This is a genomic window from Candidatus Delongbacteria bacterium (genome assembly GCA_020634015.1).
Lineage (GTDB): Bacteria > CAIWAD01 > CAIWAD01 > CAIWAD01 > CAIWAD01 > JACKCN01.
The window spans coordinates 768,363-783,422 of record JACKCN010000001.1; the positions used below are offsets into that span (position 1 = coordinate 768,363).

The window sequence follows — 15,060 nt, forward strand, 5'->3', positions numbered from 1 at the left end:
TGAAAGAAGGCCGCCGTGGCGTGCACGGCAGCCTTCGCAAGATTCGATCGGGCGGCGGACTAGCGCTTGCTGAACTGGAAGCGCTTGCGGGCGCCGGGCTGTCCGTACTTCTTGCGTTCCACGATGCGGGCATCGCGGGTCAGGAAGCCGCCAGCACGCAGTGTCTTGCGCAGCTCTTCGTCCATCTGGACCATGCAGCGGCTGATGCCAAGACGCAGGGCGCCGGCCTGACCGCTGAGCCCACCACCGACCACGGTGGCGAACACATCCAGCTTGTCCTTGAGTCCGCACTGGTCGACGGGCTGCTCGATGACCATCTTGAGCACATCGCGCTTGAAATAGGTCAGCAGATCGGCACCGTTGACGGTGACCTTGCCGGTGCCGGGCTCGGCCCACACGCGGGCGATGGAACGCTTGCGACGGCCGGTGGCATAGACTCGCTTGGAGTTCTTCATCATCATCGGAGGAGACCTTCGAATTTGAGCTCGCGGGGCTGCTGGGCACCATGGGGGTGCTCGGTTCCCGAGTAGACCTTCAGTTTCTTCAGCATCTGCCGGCCCAGCGGAGTGTGGGGCAGCATGCCTTTGACCGCGTGCTCGATGACGAAGGACGGGTCCTTCTCCATCGCCTGGCGGAAGGTCGTCGTGCGAGCGCCCTGGGGGTACCCGGTGTGACGGAAGTAGGTCTTCGTCTCGGCCTTGTTGCCAGTCAGGCGGATCTTGTCCGCGTTGACCACGATGACGAAATCACCATTGTCCATGTGCGGCGTGAACGAGGGCTTGTGCTTGCCCCGCAGAATCTGGGCCACCCGGGTGCTCAGGCGCCCCAGGGGGAGATCCTTCGCATCGACGATGAACCAGTCATGCGAAATGTCGCCGGCTTTCAGCGTGTAGGTCTTCACGGATCCGTCCTTCAGAAAATTTGCAAGACCACCAATCTAGCGTCGAGGGGATGGAGAGTCAACGGGCAGCGGCACTTTCGTCGACTCTTCCGCTCACGCATCCGGGAATCCGCCCGAATGACGCAGGGGACATTCCCGCTGCGGCTTAGCCCGGGGCCAGTTATCTTGCCCGCCAGGCCTGGCGCTGAGGGCCTGGACCAATCCCGTACGTCCGGTTCCCCGGGTTCCGTCAGGTACAGAATCCGTTTGCCGGACTATCAATGAAAAGGACCCGACATGCCTTTCCTCTCCGATTCGCTGCCTCAGAGGCTGATCAGTGCACGGGCAGCCGCCAGGGAGGGAGCGCGCATGCTGCGGGAGGAGTTCCATCGCCCGGGCGGCCCACGCGGGTATGGCGATCATGCGGACATCGACGGCGAGGTCGAGAACCGGATCCGGGAGCTGCTGACTCCGGAGTACCCTGCCGATGGATTCCTTGGCGAGGAAACCGGGTTCCATCTGCTGGGCGAGGATCCTGCCCCTCCGCCCGCGATCTGGGTCGTGGACCCCAACGACGGCACCTCCACGTTCCTCAAGGGATTCCGCGGTTCGGCCGTCTCGATTGCCCTGGTCGTCGAAGGACGCCCCGTGGTGGGCGTGGTCCATTCCTGGGACGGTGACGGCGACGAGTTCTGCTGGGCCGAAAACACCCCCTTCCTGCGCAATGGCCAGCCTGTCCAGCGCGAGTGGCCCACCCAGGCCGACAACGATGAACTGGCCCTGCTCTCCCATGTGGCCGACCGCAAGGCTCTGATGAACAGCCACTGTGTGGCTCCCATGCGCTACCGCACCATGCCCAGCATCGCGATGCGCATGGCCTTGGTGGCGGCCGGCGACGGGGACCTGACCGTATCACTGGGCGGCCCCGTGGCCTGGGATCTGGCCGCCGGACACGCCCTGCTGCGCGGGGCAGGCGGCCAGGTGGTCAATGGCCAGGGTCACCCGATCGTCTACGACGCGCGTGGCAACTGCAACAGCGACGGACGCCTGTTCTGTGGAGCTCCCGCCCTGCTGGAGTGGCTGCGTACACGGCCCTGGAACCAGATTCCCGAATCCCCGCTCGACCCGGGAACACCGGGGCTGTGCTGGCCCCGACCGGCCCTTCCCGGAGACAGGACCTGTCGCCCGGATCATGCGCGACTTGAACGCGCACAGGGTTGCCTGCTGGGCCAGCTGGCCGGCGATGCACTGGGCAGCCTGGTCGAATTCCAGTCGGCGGAACGCATCCGCAAGCAATTCCCGACCGGTGTGCGCGACCTGCAGGACGGCGGCAGCTGGAACCTGATCGCCGGACAGCCCACCGATGATTCGGAAATGGCGCTGATGCTGGCCCGCACCCTCGTGACACACGGTGAGTACAAGCAGGCGGAGGTCCTGCGCGCCTACCAGTACTGGCGAGACAGCGAGCCCTTCGACATGGGCCGCACCACGCGCGCGGGCCTGGAAGGCAGGCCGAACGCCGAGTCGCAGGCCAATGGCTCACTGATGCGCGTGAGTCCGTTGGGCATTTTCTGTGCGTCACGTCCCGAACTCGCAGGCGAACTGGCGCTGGCCGACGCGCGGCTGACCCATCCGCACCCGGTCTGTGGACAGGCCGGGGCGCTGCTGGTACGGGCGATCGCCCATGCGATCCAGGATGGCCCAGGTGCGCTGGAACTGCATGCCAGCATCCTGGGCTGGGCTTCCGGGAAGGGCCAGGATCCGCGCCTTGCCCACATGCTGACTCTGCCCGAGAACGCCACCGCCGGCGAGTTCAGCGGGCCTGAATCCGGTTGGGTGCTGCTGGCGCTGCGCAATGCGGTCTGGCAATTGAAAAACGCCGGAGGGCTGGAGGAGGCTCTGGTCGATACGGTGGGACGCGGAGGCGACACGGATACCAACGCCGCGATCACCGGAGCGCTGCTGGGAGCCGTGTACGGCATTGCGGCGGTGCCCCGGCGCTGGCAGCGAGCCATTCTCAGTTGCCGCCCTCTGCGACTCGAGGGCCTGCCCCAGGTGGTTCACCCGCGACCGCGCGCCTTCTGGCCCGTGGACGCCCTGATGCTGGCCGAGCGGCTGCTGGCAGGGTAAGTCCACACGCTGGGTCTGCTCAGTTCCGCTCCAGCTCCATCAGACACTCGATGTGGGGACTGTTGGGAATCATGTCCCAGGCGTTCAGCCCGGCGATGCCGTAAGCAGCCCGCAGCAAGCCTGCATCACGGGCCAGGCTCTGCGGATTGCAGGACAGGTAGAACACGCGCGGGATCTCGCTGTCGGCAATCCAGCGCGCCAGTTCCTCGCCCAGCCCCTTGCGCGGCGGATTGACCACCACCAGCCCGGGCTGCATCTCGCGCAACAGACTCAGGCTGTGCAACGCATCCCCGTTCAGCACGTCCACCCCTTCCCCACAGCCGTGCTGCAGCAGTTCCGCCGCCAGTGGGTCATTCTCCACCAGCAGCAGGCGCGGGCGTGGTTGCATGCGTGCCGCAAGGCTCAGCCCAATGCCCCCGGAGCCGCAGAACAGATCGGCGACCCGTTCCACAGGATGCTGACAGGCCCTGTCGCACAGGGTGCCCAGAATCGTGTGATACTGGGCAAGGTTGGCCTGCATGAACGCCGCGGAATTGACACCCACGGGTGTATCCAGAAATCGCCGGGAAATCACGGCGGGCCCCAGCAGGGTGCGCATCTCACGCCCCAGGATCCGGTTGCCGCGTTCGCGCTGAAGTGAAATCTGGATCTGGATGCAGAGCCCGTCCCAGGCCTCGATCTGGCGCGCCAGGCGCTGGCACACGGGCCACCAGGGTGCTTCTTCGACGGGCACCTCCGCGGGCAACCCGTGATCGCGCAGCACCAGACAGAGCAGGGCCCCCTGACCGTCCAGCGCACGCAGCACCAGGTGACTGATCAAGCCTTCTCCACTGGCTTCACGGTAGACGGGCAGCCCACAGCTGGCCACCGCCTCCAGAACCGTGGGCAGCAGCCGTCCGATGATCGGATGATGATCGGGACAGGCCTCCGCCGCCAGCACGCGGTGGCTGTTGTCGTCGTACAGCCCGGCCACCAGCCGCCCACGCCGCTTTTCCAACCGCAGCTTCACGCTGTTGCGGAACCCTTCGTTGCGCGGTGAAGGCTGCAGCAGCGGCAGCTCAGGCGTGGGCCCCAGCTCGGCGAGAGCTTCGTGCAGCAGCTCCTGCTTGCGCAGCAACTGCGAGCCGGGATCCAGCCGGCGCCAGGCATTGGCCCGGCAATGTTCGCAGGCCAGGGAAGGTGGATGGGCCATCGGGGTCTTTCTCCTGTGTTGCCGAGCCCTTGCTCGACCAGCAGGAAAGACGCAATTTTGCCCGGCCCGGGCACCATCGAGCACTCCAACGGTCCGGCAACCATGCGCCAGCCTCAACATCACGGGGAGAATTCAGCGATGAAATCCTTCTGCACCAGACTCGCCGCACGACTTGGACTGCTTGGTCTGAGCTTGCTGATGCTGCCCTCCGTTCAGGCCGCCGTGGATCCGGACAGCCTGGCTCCGGGCCTTGCACCGCTGGCTCCCTGGGTGGGACTGACCTTTCGCGGCGAGCTGGCCGACAGCACGCCCGAGCAACCCAAGGTGGACGTGCAGCACTGGGAACGCATCCTCAACGGGCAGGCGATCCGGATCATGCATTCGATCAACGACGGTGAGTACGGCGGCGAAACTCTGGTGATCTGGGACTCCGAACGCCAGACAATCGCCTACTGGTATGTCACAACGGCGGGTTTCCACACCGAAGGCACGATCACCGTCGACGGCAACACCTACACCAGCACCGAAACGGTCAGCGGCAATGCCAACGGCATCACACAGGTCGAAGGCAGCGGCGAGCAGCTCGAGGACGGCACCCTGCTCACCCGCTCCCGCTACCTCCAGAACGGCCAGTGGGTCGAGGGTCACTCGGCCACCTACCACGAGGATCCGACAGCCGTGGTGAGATTCAGGTAGGGCCCTCTGGACAAAAAGCGACTCCGGCCCGCCGGGGGACGAGCCGAAGTCATTGCCAACTAAAATGTTTCTTCGCGCTCTCTCCGAAGTCCAGATCGAAGATCTAACACTTGCATGGACTCGCGCATTCACTGAGATCTATCTTCAAGTGCACCTTTCGATTGAAACTTGAACACTGAAGTATATAGAAGTCGTTGCCACTCCGAGCAGACAAGGCGAACTAAAATCATGTTCCCACGATGTGTTTGATCACCTTGCAGCAAGAATAGCCTTGCATTGATGCAAGGGCATCCCAACGGTCAACCCAAGTGCTTGGGGATTGCTGCCACGCCATGCGGACACACGATACAGAATCTGGTCAGAAAACTGAGCAGCGCGCAAATGCTGCACTGACAGTTGATCTGTTGAAGTCAAGTAATACCAATCATTCTCCAACATGTAGTTCTGTTCGTTGTAGAAGACCAAGTAGTAATCCACAGGGGCGATTTGCCCATAGATGTCAAGAACGGGATCCCAATCAAGTTGTACTGTGTAATCGGGCAAAGTTGCGATTGACAACCCTGTGACCGCTGCAAGATGTGCCTCGACTTCGACGCAAAGATCATCAGACCATGTTCCGTTATCAGTCGTGGTGTCCACCGAGAAGGCAACCTGCTCAAGGTCCGCTACAAGGAACCCCGGGACTGAGATCGTGTAGTCATACAACACTTGCATGGATGAAAGATTCGTCGCGCGTGAGCTGAAGCTTCCGTCGCGGATCTCAATCTCCACAGCGTACTCACCTGGAATGAACGGGTAGGTGGCCTCCTGGAGATAGCCCGATGTACTCCCTACCAACGCTATGGCATAGTTGCCCCAGTTGTACTCCGAATAGGCCAATCGCACTGAATACCAATCTCCATTTGCCATTTCAAACTCGAGGCCAGTATTCTGCCCCCAGTAAGCATACTGGAGATTCCCTGTGTAACTGAAACTGATCTGGTCAAGATCTGCGCCATTCGGGACAGGATGCCAGAGCTTCCCGGAGCCATCAATCAGATTCGCATTGAAACGTCCATTGGAGATTTCAGCACTTTGGTCGGTCCACAGAGACCAGCCATCAGGAACAGCATTGTCATTCAGATCATTGCATTGCGTATACAGATTCGTGTCGATGCTCATGATACCAACACAAAGGTCATCCATGTGGACATTGTTTCCTGTGGTGGCGTCCACAGTAAAACTGACATCTTCCAGTTCAGCGAGGGTGAAACCAGGCACCGAGATCGTGTAATCATACAGGACTTCCTGGGTAGATGCATTTATGGCAGTTGAGCTGAAAGCTCCATCAGAGAGTGAAACCTGGATGTGATACTCCCCCGCGGTGAAGGGGTAGGCGTCTTGCTGAAGGTAACCCGAATTGGACCCAACCAGTGCAATTGCATAGTTGCCCCAATTGTACTGAGAATATGCAAGCCGAATGGAAAACCATTCTCCTCCCGCAAGATTGAACTCGAGTCCATTGTTCTGGCCCCAGTAGGCTGTGTTCAGGCTACCCGTGTAGCTGAAACTCAACTGAGCCAAGTCAGCAGAATTAGGTACAATATGGGTCAGTCTGGCTGATCCGTCTACTGTGTTTGCATTGAACCTCCCATCGGCAATGCCAGCATTCCCATCAGTCCACAAAGTCCAACCAGCGGGAACTTGGTTGTCGTCAAGATTCATGCATTCAGTGACCAGATCCTGCCCAATCGCGGCTCCCGCCAACAAAGACAAAAATACTCCTGTCAAGACATTGCACCACTTCATCTTTCTCTCCTCTTCTGTTGTGACTGCTCAGTTACGATTGGATCCTGTAGGCATCCAGGCACTGATACGATTTGCGGTCATGGTTGGAACAACGGAGATCAATGCACCAGCGTATACATCAATCATACCTGTTTGAAAACACTGTGGTCTCCGGTCGAGTGATGCAATTGCAATGACTGTTCCAGTTTCAGCTGGAACTTTTCAGCTTTAAATCAGATCGGAATGCAGAAGGAACGAAGCATTGCAACGATGGTGTGTGGGCCCTGACACTCAGGGTGTGGAGAAAGTGCATCACTGAAGCAGGCCATGCACAGTATCTTAAAGAATACCAGCTCGATCATCGGCTGGAGTCGTTGACTGCTTTGGAAGTCGGGGGCAAGTCAAGTCCAAAATTATGTGCAAAAGTCAGCTGGCCGTGCGGCGCCTTCCTTGAACCAGTAGCGCAGGACTCAGGTAGCGCTTCCCTTCAGGCCAATCTTCGACTTTCTCGACTGCCATTGCTGTGATCTGTCGCAATGCGCTTGCTTGATTCGGGAAGGTGCCGACCACGCGTTCCCGCCATCGTAGTTCATTGTTGAATCGCTCCAGCAAATTGTTGTAACGGAGCCGTGACCATAGCCCAGATGCAAACTACATGTGTGCCAATATCTCAGGTGCAGTATCTTCGATCCATTCTGCCAGCTGTGGTTTGGACTTCACAATCCATTCCGCATTCTGCATCAGAGATCGTTCGAAGTCCATCTTTTCATCGCTTTCAAGGCAGACCGACTCGCGCGCGGATCTCTGCGCGGTCTGCAAGACTGGTGTCGGGCAGGAGTCATTCCCTGCAAGTTCCGAATGAAGTGAAACAGGCATCTTTGCCAGGCAGAAACCATGCTGGCCGCGCAGGAATCCGCGCGTGATCGCGGCCTTCAACATGTTGTGCGCATCGCTGACGACCAGATCCACTCGACGCCTCCCCTGGCTTTCAAGCAGTCAAACATGTCGTGATTCTCAGTCTCATTCGTTTCGTGAACCACGGCCGTTCCCAGCACTTCACGACCGCCGCTGGAGTCCACTCCCAGCACCATAAAGACCACCTGCTTGACGACCTGGTTTGCTTCGCGCACTTTCGTGTACATCCCATCCACGTACATCACGGAATAGTGCGACTGCAGTGGACGATCCCGCCAGACATCCAGATCAGAGTCCAGGCCCCGTGTCAGATTGAAAACCTGGGATTTGGAAAAGGACACTCCGCAAGGTTCCTCTGTGATCTTCTTCACCCGCAAGTCGCGACCCCCTGGATGTAGGTCTCCATGATGACCAGCAGCAGGGCTTTCTCGCTTCGTTGGTACCTCTCGAACAGCTCCGCTCTGAACAGGCCATTCCGATCCCGCGGAACCCGCAACTGGATTCGGCCCACTCTGGTTATCAGGCTCCGCTCATAGAACCCACAGCGGTAGCCCCTGGGGGACTCGATTCGCTGATTCGGTTCAGCACCAAGGAAGGCCGTGAAATCAGCTTTCAGAAAGCGCTGGAGCACACTCGACAGCAGCTTGCGCAAGAAGTCTGGATTGTCTGTCAATGAGGCTTGCAGCTGTTCGTTGAAATTGTCTTCATTGGTCTGGGTCACGATTGCTTTCCCCTTGTTTGGTTTAGTCACCTAAAAGGAAAGCCATGGCCCCACTACTGTCCGGTTAGAAGTCGAATAATTTCAATTGGTTGAAATCAGAGTGACACAACTTTTTGTAATCGAATCCGCTCAAGGCGCTTTCCAACTGGATTTTCTCGAATGAAGACACCGACAGAATCTGTAGGCAAGTGTAGAGTGGAAGAGTCAGTCGCAGTTCCTTCTTGATGATTGCAATCAGGACATATTGGCAACTGCGCACAAATCTGAGTCTTGACTGCGTTCTCGCTGTTCCCCAGGAAGTGCCTGATACACAGATTTTGCTTGATCCATTTGAAGAACAGTTCGACCTGCCAGCGCTGCTTGTATAGAGCACAAATGGTAGTCGCAGGAAGAGCCGTGTTATTGGTCAGAAAATCAAGCTTCTTGCCAGTGGCTGCATCCTTGTATCTAACCCGGCGTAGCAACTCTTGGTATCGCTTTCGTGTTGCCTGTCCATTTGGTGTGATTCGTTGATCACAAATCACACCTGTTGTTCTGTCAACAGAGACAGAATACAATCGCCTTGAATCGAAGTTGGACTTCGAACGAATGACGAAGAATGCCCCCGTTTGATGGATCCTGTAAAGCCGTGCAAAATCGAGATAGCCACGGTCAAGCACATAAAATGCACCCGGCTCGATCCGGATCTGATCGAGTGTGTTGACATCATGGATTCTGCCAATAGTCACCATCTCAAGGGCTGGGATGGATCCATGAAGGTCGAGCAGTGTGTGTGTAACCATCCCGCTTTTAGGGCCAGGGATTCTCGGAGTTCCGGCATTTCAATAGGTCTCTGATTTCCCCCGGTGTTCGGTCTCCGAGGGCTTCATGGGGGCGGGACTCATTGTATTCGACCAGCCAGTCTTCCGAGATCTCGCGCACCTGCTTCAGGGTTTCGAAGACATGGAAGTCCAGCACTTCTTCGCGGAAACTGCGGTTGAATCGTTCTACCAGGGAGTTCTGGGTTGGTTTGCCTGGTTGAATGAATTCCAGCTGGACAGCGTGATCAACCGCCCATTCGGCCATGGCATTGGATACGAATTCAGGCCCGTTGTCCATCCTCACCTGCCGGGGGTACCCCCGGCGTGCCGCAAGTCGATCCAGAGTGCGCACGACGCGGGGCGCAGGCAGGTTCAGATCGATCTCGATGGCCAGTGCCTCCCTATTGCAGTCATCAATCACATTGAAGGTCCGGAACTTTCGCCCATCCCATAGACTGTCCGACATGAAGTCGATGGACCACGAGTGGTTCAGCTGTTCTGGAATGCTGAGGGGAACCGGGTTGCGATTGGGCACTCTCCGTTTCCCTTTCCGTCTGTGATTCAGTTTCAATTGGCAGTACACGCGGTGAACCCGCTTGTGGTTGAAGGAATTCCCTTCGCGCCTCAGCACCTTGAACAGCTTTCTGAAGCCGTAGCGCGGGAAACGCTCAACCAGGTCGATCAGACAATCGATCACATTCCGATCCCGGTCAGGATTCGGTTGGTACTGGGCAACCGACCGCGGAAGTCCAACCACCCGGCAAGCCCTACGTTCACTGGACCCAGGATCAATCATCAGATTCTGGACCAGCTCACGACGTGCCGCCGGGTTCAGAGCTTTTTTCGAGCACCTCTTTCAGCAGCATGTGATCCAGACTCAAACTGGCGTACATCTGCTTCAAACGCCGATTCTCCTCTTCCAGGTCTTTAAGGCGTTTGACATCCGAGGCACTCGTGCCACCGAACTTGGACTTCCAGCCGTAGTAGGTCGCCGGACTGATGCCGTATTCCCGGCAAACATCCTTGGTTGCTCGACCAGCTTCGACCTCGTTCAGAATGGTGACGATCTGCGTTTCGCTGAAGCGGGACTTTCTCATCGGGGAATCTCCTTTGCCTTGCCAGATTAGGCCGGAGAACTCCAAGAATCAATGGCCCGGATTTTGGGGATGGTTACATGCGGGCTTCAGCAGCTCTTACAAAGGAATGGCGATACATTCTTGTGATGCATTATGAGAAGAAGGAATCGATTCCTCTATCAGAATCTGTGTTGCGATCGATTGATCAGACCATTCACAGGATCAATTGCTGACACTGAAGACCAAGCTGTGAATCACCTGATCACTTTCCAGATGTGTGAGTCGTAGTTGATAGTCATCACCTTCAGGCAAATCCCAAGGAACACTCCAATAATACACCTGCTGTGTTCCAAAGTTGCTTCGGGATTCAAAGACTACTCTTTCTGGTTGTGATGCCAAGAGAAGCTCCAATTGCACAGTGCCATTCAACCAACCAGTATTCCAAACAATTGTACCCATTGCTCCAGGTGCCCAGACAGTTGTGTTGTCTGGCTCGAGAATCCTGAAGTCAGGTCTCAGTACAAAGCGCTCACTTTGAAACTGAAATCCCGTCTCTAGATGATCCAATCGAATCCAGCAAGTCGGACTTGTAAAATTGCTGCAAGGCACAGTCCAGACATATATACCTGTGTTTAGTATGCCTTCGGCAATGACTGTTTGATGTGGACTACTCATCAATGTCAAGGACACAGTTCCGCCAAAATCCATCGGATCCCATTGGATTTCCACATCGTGCTGACAGAGCTCCCAGATCGCATCCGAATCCGGACTCGTGATCGTCATACCCTGTACGATCCTGAATTCCTCACCCAGCGAGCTTTCACCAAGAGTATGATGATCAACCAGAATCTGGTACGTCGAATCCGGCTCAATTTCTTCGTCCCTGACCCACAAGAAACTTCCATCATTATGCGTCAACGACCCCAAAGTATCGATCACAATACCATCGCGAAGCAAACCGATCTCAACAAGCCCTCCCAACAGCCCAGTATCCCAGGAAATTGGATAGCTGATCAGGTTGTTCGCCCAAACTGTTTCCTGGTTTGGCACCAGAACAGCAATCTGCCCCAGAACCGAAAACTCCGGACTCCAATAGACACCCCCTGACGAATGAATGATCTTCAAAACATAGTCCGTTTCCGGAGGCAAATCCTGAGGGACAACATACTCGTCGAAAACTCCCGTGTTGGGGATCTGATTCGCGATTGGCGCCATGAAGATCGAGGACTGATGGTGAAGTTCCAGGGTCACCAGTCCACCCATCCCACCTGTAATCCAGCGAATGGAAGTTGGCATTCCGATACGCCAGACTGTAGCACTGTTTGGTTCTGTAATCGTCAACTGGCCAGTTATGGTGAACTCTTCACTCAACACCTCAATACCGTGATCCAGAAACCTCACCCTTACCTGATAATCGCCCATTGGCATTGTTATAGGTATGAAAGCCTCATACATACCGGAATTTGATGCTGAAGGCGTGACCAGATGCGCCAGAATGCCATTCTGAAGCAGTTCAATTCGCACAGCGCCACCCAGCGTTTCCCCTGCCCAACGAACCCAATGCTCCCCAGGCTGCCAGACGACGGCGGATTCCGGTTGAGTCACAGCTGGTGGCTCTGAGATCGTGAAACTGGAGGAGGATACATCTTCCCCGGATTCAAAAGGACGGATCCTGATCCTGTAATTCCGTCTTGATTCCAACGTGGCTCGAATCTCCCACTGATAGAAGCCAGAATCAAATGACACACTGTCAGCAATCACCTCCACGGAATTCTGGTTCCCCTGATAAAGGGAAATACTTGCATGGCCTGTATACTCCAGTGCCTCCCAAAGTATGTCCACCGTATCACCAGTGAACCAAAGCGTCTCCTCGTTGGGAACGGTGATCTCGAAGCGCTCCAGTATGGTGAATTGCGGACTGATTGAAACTGACCCGCTCAATAGGTGTTCCATTCGAATGGAGTAGGTGGAATCCTCGGCGAGTCCTTCTGGCAGGCTGAAGTAACCCTCGCCATCATTGTATGCTCTGGTCGCCAGTGTATCGCGTATGATGTTGTCATGCAGCAGAATAATACGCACATCGTCTCCAAGATTCCCTGTCTCCCATTCAATTCGCGGCTCCCACCAGGATCTCCATACAGTATCTTCATCGGGGATAACTAGTTTTATCGGTCGTGCTATATAAAACAAAGAGCTTTCGCCCCAAGTCCCGTTGGAGTGGTTGACAACCAAGGTTCGATAACTGTTGCTAACAAGGCTGTCGGCGATTTCCCACAGGAATAGTCCGTGATCCTCCAACTCTTGGGCAAGTTCAATGGAAGTATAATCTGAAATCTTCAGCTCAATGGAGACTGTCCCCGTGCTGTCTCCCACATTCCAGACGACAGGAATGCTCCTACCATCTGCCAGCAAGTATCTTGATTCATTGACGATTTCTACACGCAGCCTTGCCAGGATAGAAAACTCGGCACTTCTGTATTCCCTTGCAGCAGAAGTAATCACAACGTGATACTTCAAACTCAGGTCAAGATTTTCCGGCAAACTTGATTCTTCGGAATACCAGGAACCATTATTGTTGGTAGCATTCGATGTCAGCAGAATTCTGTTTTCCGCTGAATCCTCCAATTCTATCATCAAATTATGATCCCTGGAAACTCCATCACTTTTCCATCGAATCCTGGGAATTCCTTCTTCGTGGATCCATACTGTGGATTCACTTGGACTGAGGATCACCAGGTTCTCTTGTTCGTCTTCGTCACAGGAGCAAATGAGCAAGAAGAGAACCAGGATGTTCAACAATCGGATGCAGTATTGTTTCATGGTTCCGCAAACACTCCTGACCAAGAGATGCCAACTAACACAATACGATTGAAAAATGTTCATTACTCAATACGGTAGTCCTCGCTGAATATCGTGCGACCGGATTCGTGCACAATACGTACACTGTAATCATCCGAGGCCATGATTGACTCTGGCACAACTCCCCATATCAGCGAACCGGAATTTGGGGTTTCTGGTGCGATCATGCAGCAGAACTCTTGTTCGCGAAAGAGTTCGATCGTCACGTATCCATCCATCCAGGCCGTGTTCCATCGAATCTCGACATTCTCCTGCCCACGGCTCCAGATAGTGCTGTCGTCAGGCAACACGACTTCGAATGCCGATGCAATGGAGAAATAGTCACTGAATTCAGTCCACGAATTGTACTCAAGGTGAGTGATCCTGATCCTGTATTGCGTGGATGCAATCAACGCTGAGGGCACATCGAAAGAGGACAGACTACCGCTGTTGCTTGTTGAACCTGAAATCAGGTGCGCCAGTGTATCCCCCAAGAACAGTTCCAGCCGAACGCCACCACCCAGATCTCCCGATCCCCAAGCAATGTGGACATTCTGCTCTCCCAGCTCCCAGACTGTGGATGAATCTGGCTCCAGAACTGAAAACCGGTCTGCAATTGTAAATCGGCTTCCCAGGGAAGTCATGCCGCCATTCAAGCAGGTGAGTTTTACCTTGTAGTAATCGGCATTATAGCCAGAGTCAGGGAGTTTCCAGTAGTACTCGCCGGTATTGGCAAGAGAATCCGCAATCGGTGTGTCGTAGTTGTTGCGCCCGAATTCCAGGCGAATCGGACTACGCAAGGAGTCCTGAGCCCATGTGATCAGCACAGAGTCCTGCCCCCAGAAGAGGACCGTATCCATAGCCGGGCTGAGCACCTGCACGGACTCTGTGATCGTGAAAGGCTGGCTGTAGGAGAAGACGCCGGTTTCTGCATGTGTGATTCGCACACGGTAGTCGCCCGCCAAAAGCAAATCCCCTGGGACATCCCACGATGAGAATTGGCCATCGTTACTCGTCGAAGAGTAACTTATTTGTCTTACCCGGTGCCCCTGACGATACAGATCCAAGTACACATATCCTTCTGAATCACCGGAATCCCAATAAATGTCAACATATCTCTGAGAGACACCAAGAACAGTATTGGAATCAGGGAAGGTGATACTCAAGGGTGATCCGATTGAGAAGTTTTTGCTGAATCCAATCAATTCCGCATTCTTGAGGATGCGCAGTCTATAGTCTCCTGCAGCGGGAAGCAGAATCGGGACTTCCCAATTATCCAAGCTTCCCGTATTCTCAGTGGAATCCGCAATCGTCAGATAATTTTCATTTCCCTTCCAGAGCTCAATCCTGACGTATCCGCCAGCTTCCTGAGAATCCCACCGAATCTGTGTATTCGCCTCGCCGGGAGTCCAAATTGTTTCTTCTCCAGGTTCGAAAATTTCCATGGCCGCGGCGATGGAAAACTCATCGCTGAGGTACTGTTCATCCGAGCGAGTTATCCGGATTCTGTAGCCGCTATCGACTTCCAGACCTCCGGACAGGTCGAATTCATTGTAGTGCCCTATATCATCTGCATTCTCACTGATCAAATCGACAGGCTCACCGCCATAGACGAGCTGGATCAGCAAGTCCTCATCAGGCAGTTCGCTGTACCAGATTATGGGGAGATCTGTCCCATAGAGCGGCCATACTGTCGCATGATTGGGTTCCAGAATCCGTATGGCCTCATGCCTATTGCTGTCTTCCGTATCACAGGCGGTGATGCAGAACAGAATCACGCTTAGAGTTGACAGCGCCTTCATCACTGAAATCAGCTTCATATCATATCTCCTGCGCAGAATTCGAAACAATACTCTCAAATGTTGACGCTGGGGATGTACTCTACGCCATGCATGCCCCGGGCCCAGACTTTCCAGACGGATGCACCAGTGGACATCCGCTTCCGACAGGGCCATGCTGGCGCCGAGGACTTTTTGGCGGCCTTTGGCGGTCACACACACAGCGGAAAGCACCGCACAATCTGTGCACAAGCCTCCCATGCGGAC

At 55.6% G+C, this 15,060-nt stretch carries 14 protein-coding genes; 2 read left to right on the top strand and 12 right to left on the bottom strand.

Annotated elements, in window-relative coordinates; translation table 11 throughout:
- Positions 1 to 59: 59 nt before the first annotated feature.
- Both rpsI and rplM read right to left on the bottom strand, forming a co-directional pair.
- A complete protein-coding gene (gene rpsI / locus H6678_03175; protein ID MCB9472794.1) occupies positions 60 to 458 on the bottom strand; it encodes a 30S ribosomal protein S9 in 399 nt (132 codons plus the stop codon).
- A complete protein-coding gene (gene rplM, locus H6678_03180; GenBank protein MCB9472795.1) occupies positions 458 to 901 on the bottom strand; it encodes a 50S ribosomal protein L13 in 444 nt (147 codons plus the stop codon). Before rplM ends, rpsI begins: the two co-directional genes overlap by 1 nt.
- Positions 902 to 1,177: 276 nt before the next feature.
- On the opposite strand from rplM, the gene H6678_03185 reads away from it, so the two are divergent.
- Positions 1,178 to 3,010, top strand: coding sequence for an ADP-ribosylglycohydrolase family protein (locus H6678_03185; protein MCB9472796.1), 1,833 nt, complete (start codon positions 1,178 to 1,180; stop codon positions 3,008 to 3,010).
- Between the two features lie 19 nt (positions 3,011 to 3,029).
- Here H6678_03185 and H6678_03190 read toward each other — a convergent pair whose 3' ends face one another.
- Positions 3,030 to 4,202 carry a class I SAM-dependent RNA methyltransferase gene (locus H6678_03190; protein MCB9472797.1) on the bottom strand — a complete coding sequence of 391 codons (1,173 nt, stop codon included), beginning with the start codon at positions 4,200 to 4,202 and terminating at the stop codon, positions 3,030 to 3,032.
- A 138-nt stretch (positions 4,203 to 4,340) separates the two neighbouring features.
- Between H6678_03190 and H6678_03195 the strand changes: the two genes are divergently transcribed.
- Positions 4,341 to 4,898: a hypothetical protein gene (locus H6678_03195; GenBank protein MCB9472798.1), complete on the top strand. Its 558-nt coding sequence runs from the start codon at positions 4,341 to 4,343 to the stop codon at positions 4,896 to 4,898.
- 249 nt (positions 4,899 to 5,147) lie between these two features.
- On the opposite strand, the gene H6678_03200 is transcribed toward H6678_03195, so the two are convergent.
- The 9 genes from H6678_03200 to H6678_03240 form a co-directional block, all read right to left on the bottom strand.
- Complete coding sequence (locus tag H6678_03200; protein MCB9472799.1) at positions 5,148 to 6,686, bottom strand: hypothetical protein; 1,539 nt, start codon at positions 6,684 to 6,686, stop codon at positions 5,148 to 5,150.
- Positions 6,687 to 7,091: 405 nt separating this feature from the next.
- Entirely contained in the window at positions 7,092 to 7,277 is a 186-nt protein-coding gene (locus tag H6678_03205; protein ID MCB9472800.1) for a transposase, read from the bottom strand.
- 39 nt (positions 7,278 to 7,316) lie between these two features.
- Complete coding sequence (locus tag H6678_03210; GenBank protein MCB9472801.1) at positions 7,317 to 7,634, bottom strand: hypothetical protein; 318 nt, start codon at positions 7,632 to 7,634, stop codon at positions 7,317 to 7,319.
- Positions 7,598 to 7,921: a transposase gene (locus tag H6678_03215; GenBank protein ID MCB9472802.1), complete on the bottom strand. Its 324-nt coding sequence runs from the start codon at positions 7,919 to 7,921 to the stop codon at positions 7,598 to 7,600. The genes H6678_03210 and H6678_03215 overlap by 37 nt, the downstream gene beginning before the upstream one ends.
- 26 nt (positions 7,922 to 7,947) lie before the next feature.
- Positions 7,948 to 8,301: a transposase gene (locus H6678_03220; protein ID MCB9472803.1), complete on the bottom strand. Its 354-nt coding sequence runs from the start codon at positions 8,299 to 8,301 to the stop codon at positions 7,948 to 7,950.
- A 95-nt stretch (positions 8,302 to 8,396) separates the two neighbouring features.
- Entirely contained in the window at positions 8,397 to 9,083 is a 687-nt protein-coding gene (locus tag H6678_03225) for an IS4 family transposase (GenBank protein ID MCB9472804.1), read from the bottom strand.
- 7 nt (positions 9,084 to 9,090) lie between these two features.
- Positions 9,091 to 10,198, bottom strand: a protein-coding gene (locus H6678_03230) for an IS3 family transposase (GenBank protein MCB9472805.1) whose coding sequence is annotated in 2 segments (ribosomal slippage) — positions 9,091 to 9,946 and positions 9,945 to 10,198 — 1,110 coding nt in all. Because the reading frame shifts where the segments join, the coding sequence is not laid out codon by codon here.
- Between the two features lie 201 nt (positions 10,199 to 10,399).
- Entirely contained in the window at positions 10,400 to 12,997 is a 2,598-nt protein-coding gene (locus H6678_03235) for a hypothetical protein (GenBank protein ID MCB9472806.1), read from the bottom strand.
- Positions 12,998 to 13,059: 62 nt separating this feature from the next.
- Positions 13,060 to 14,835, bottom strand: a complete 1,776-nt coding sequence (locus tag H6678_03240) for a hypothetical protein (GenBank protein ID MCB9472807.1) — start codon at positions 14,833 to 14,835, stop codon at positions 13,060 to 13,062.
- Positions 14,836 to 15,060: the final 225 nt, after the last annotated feature.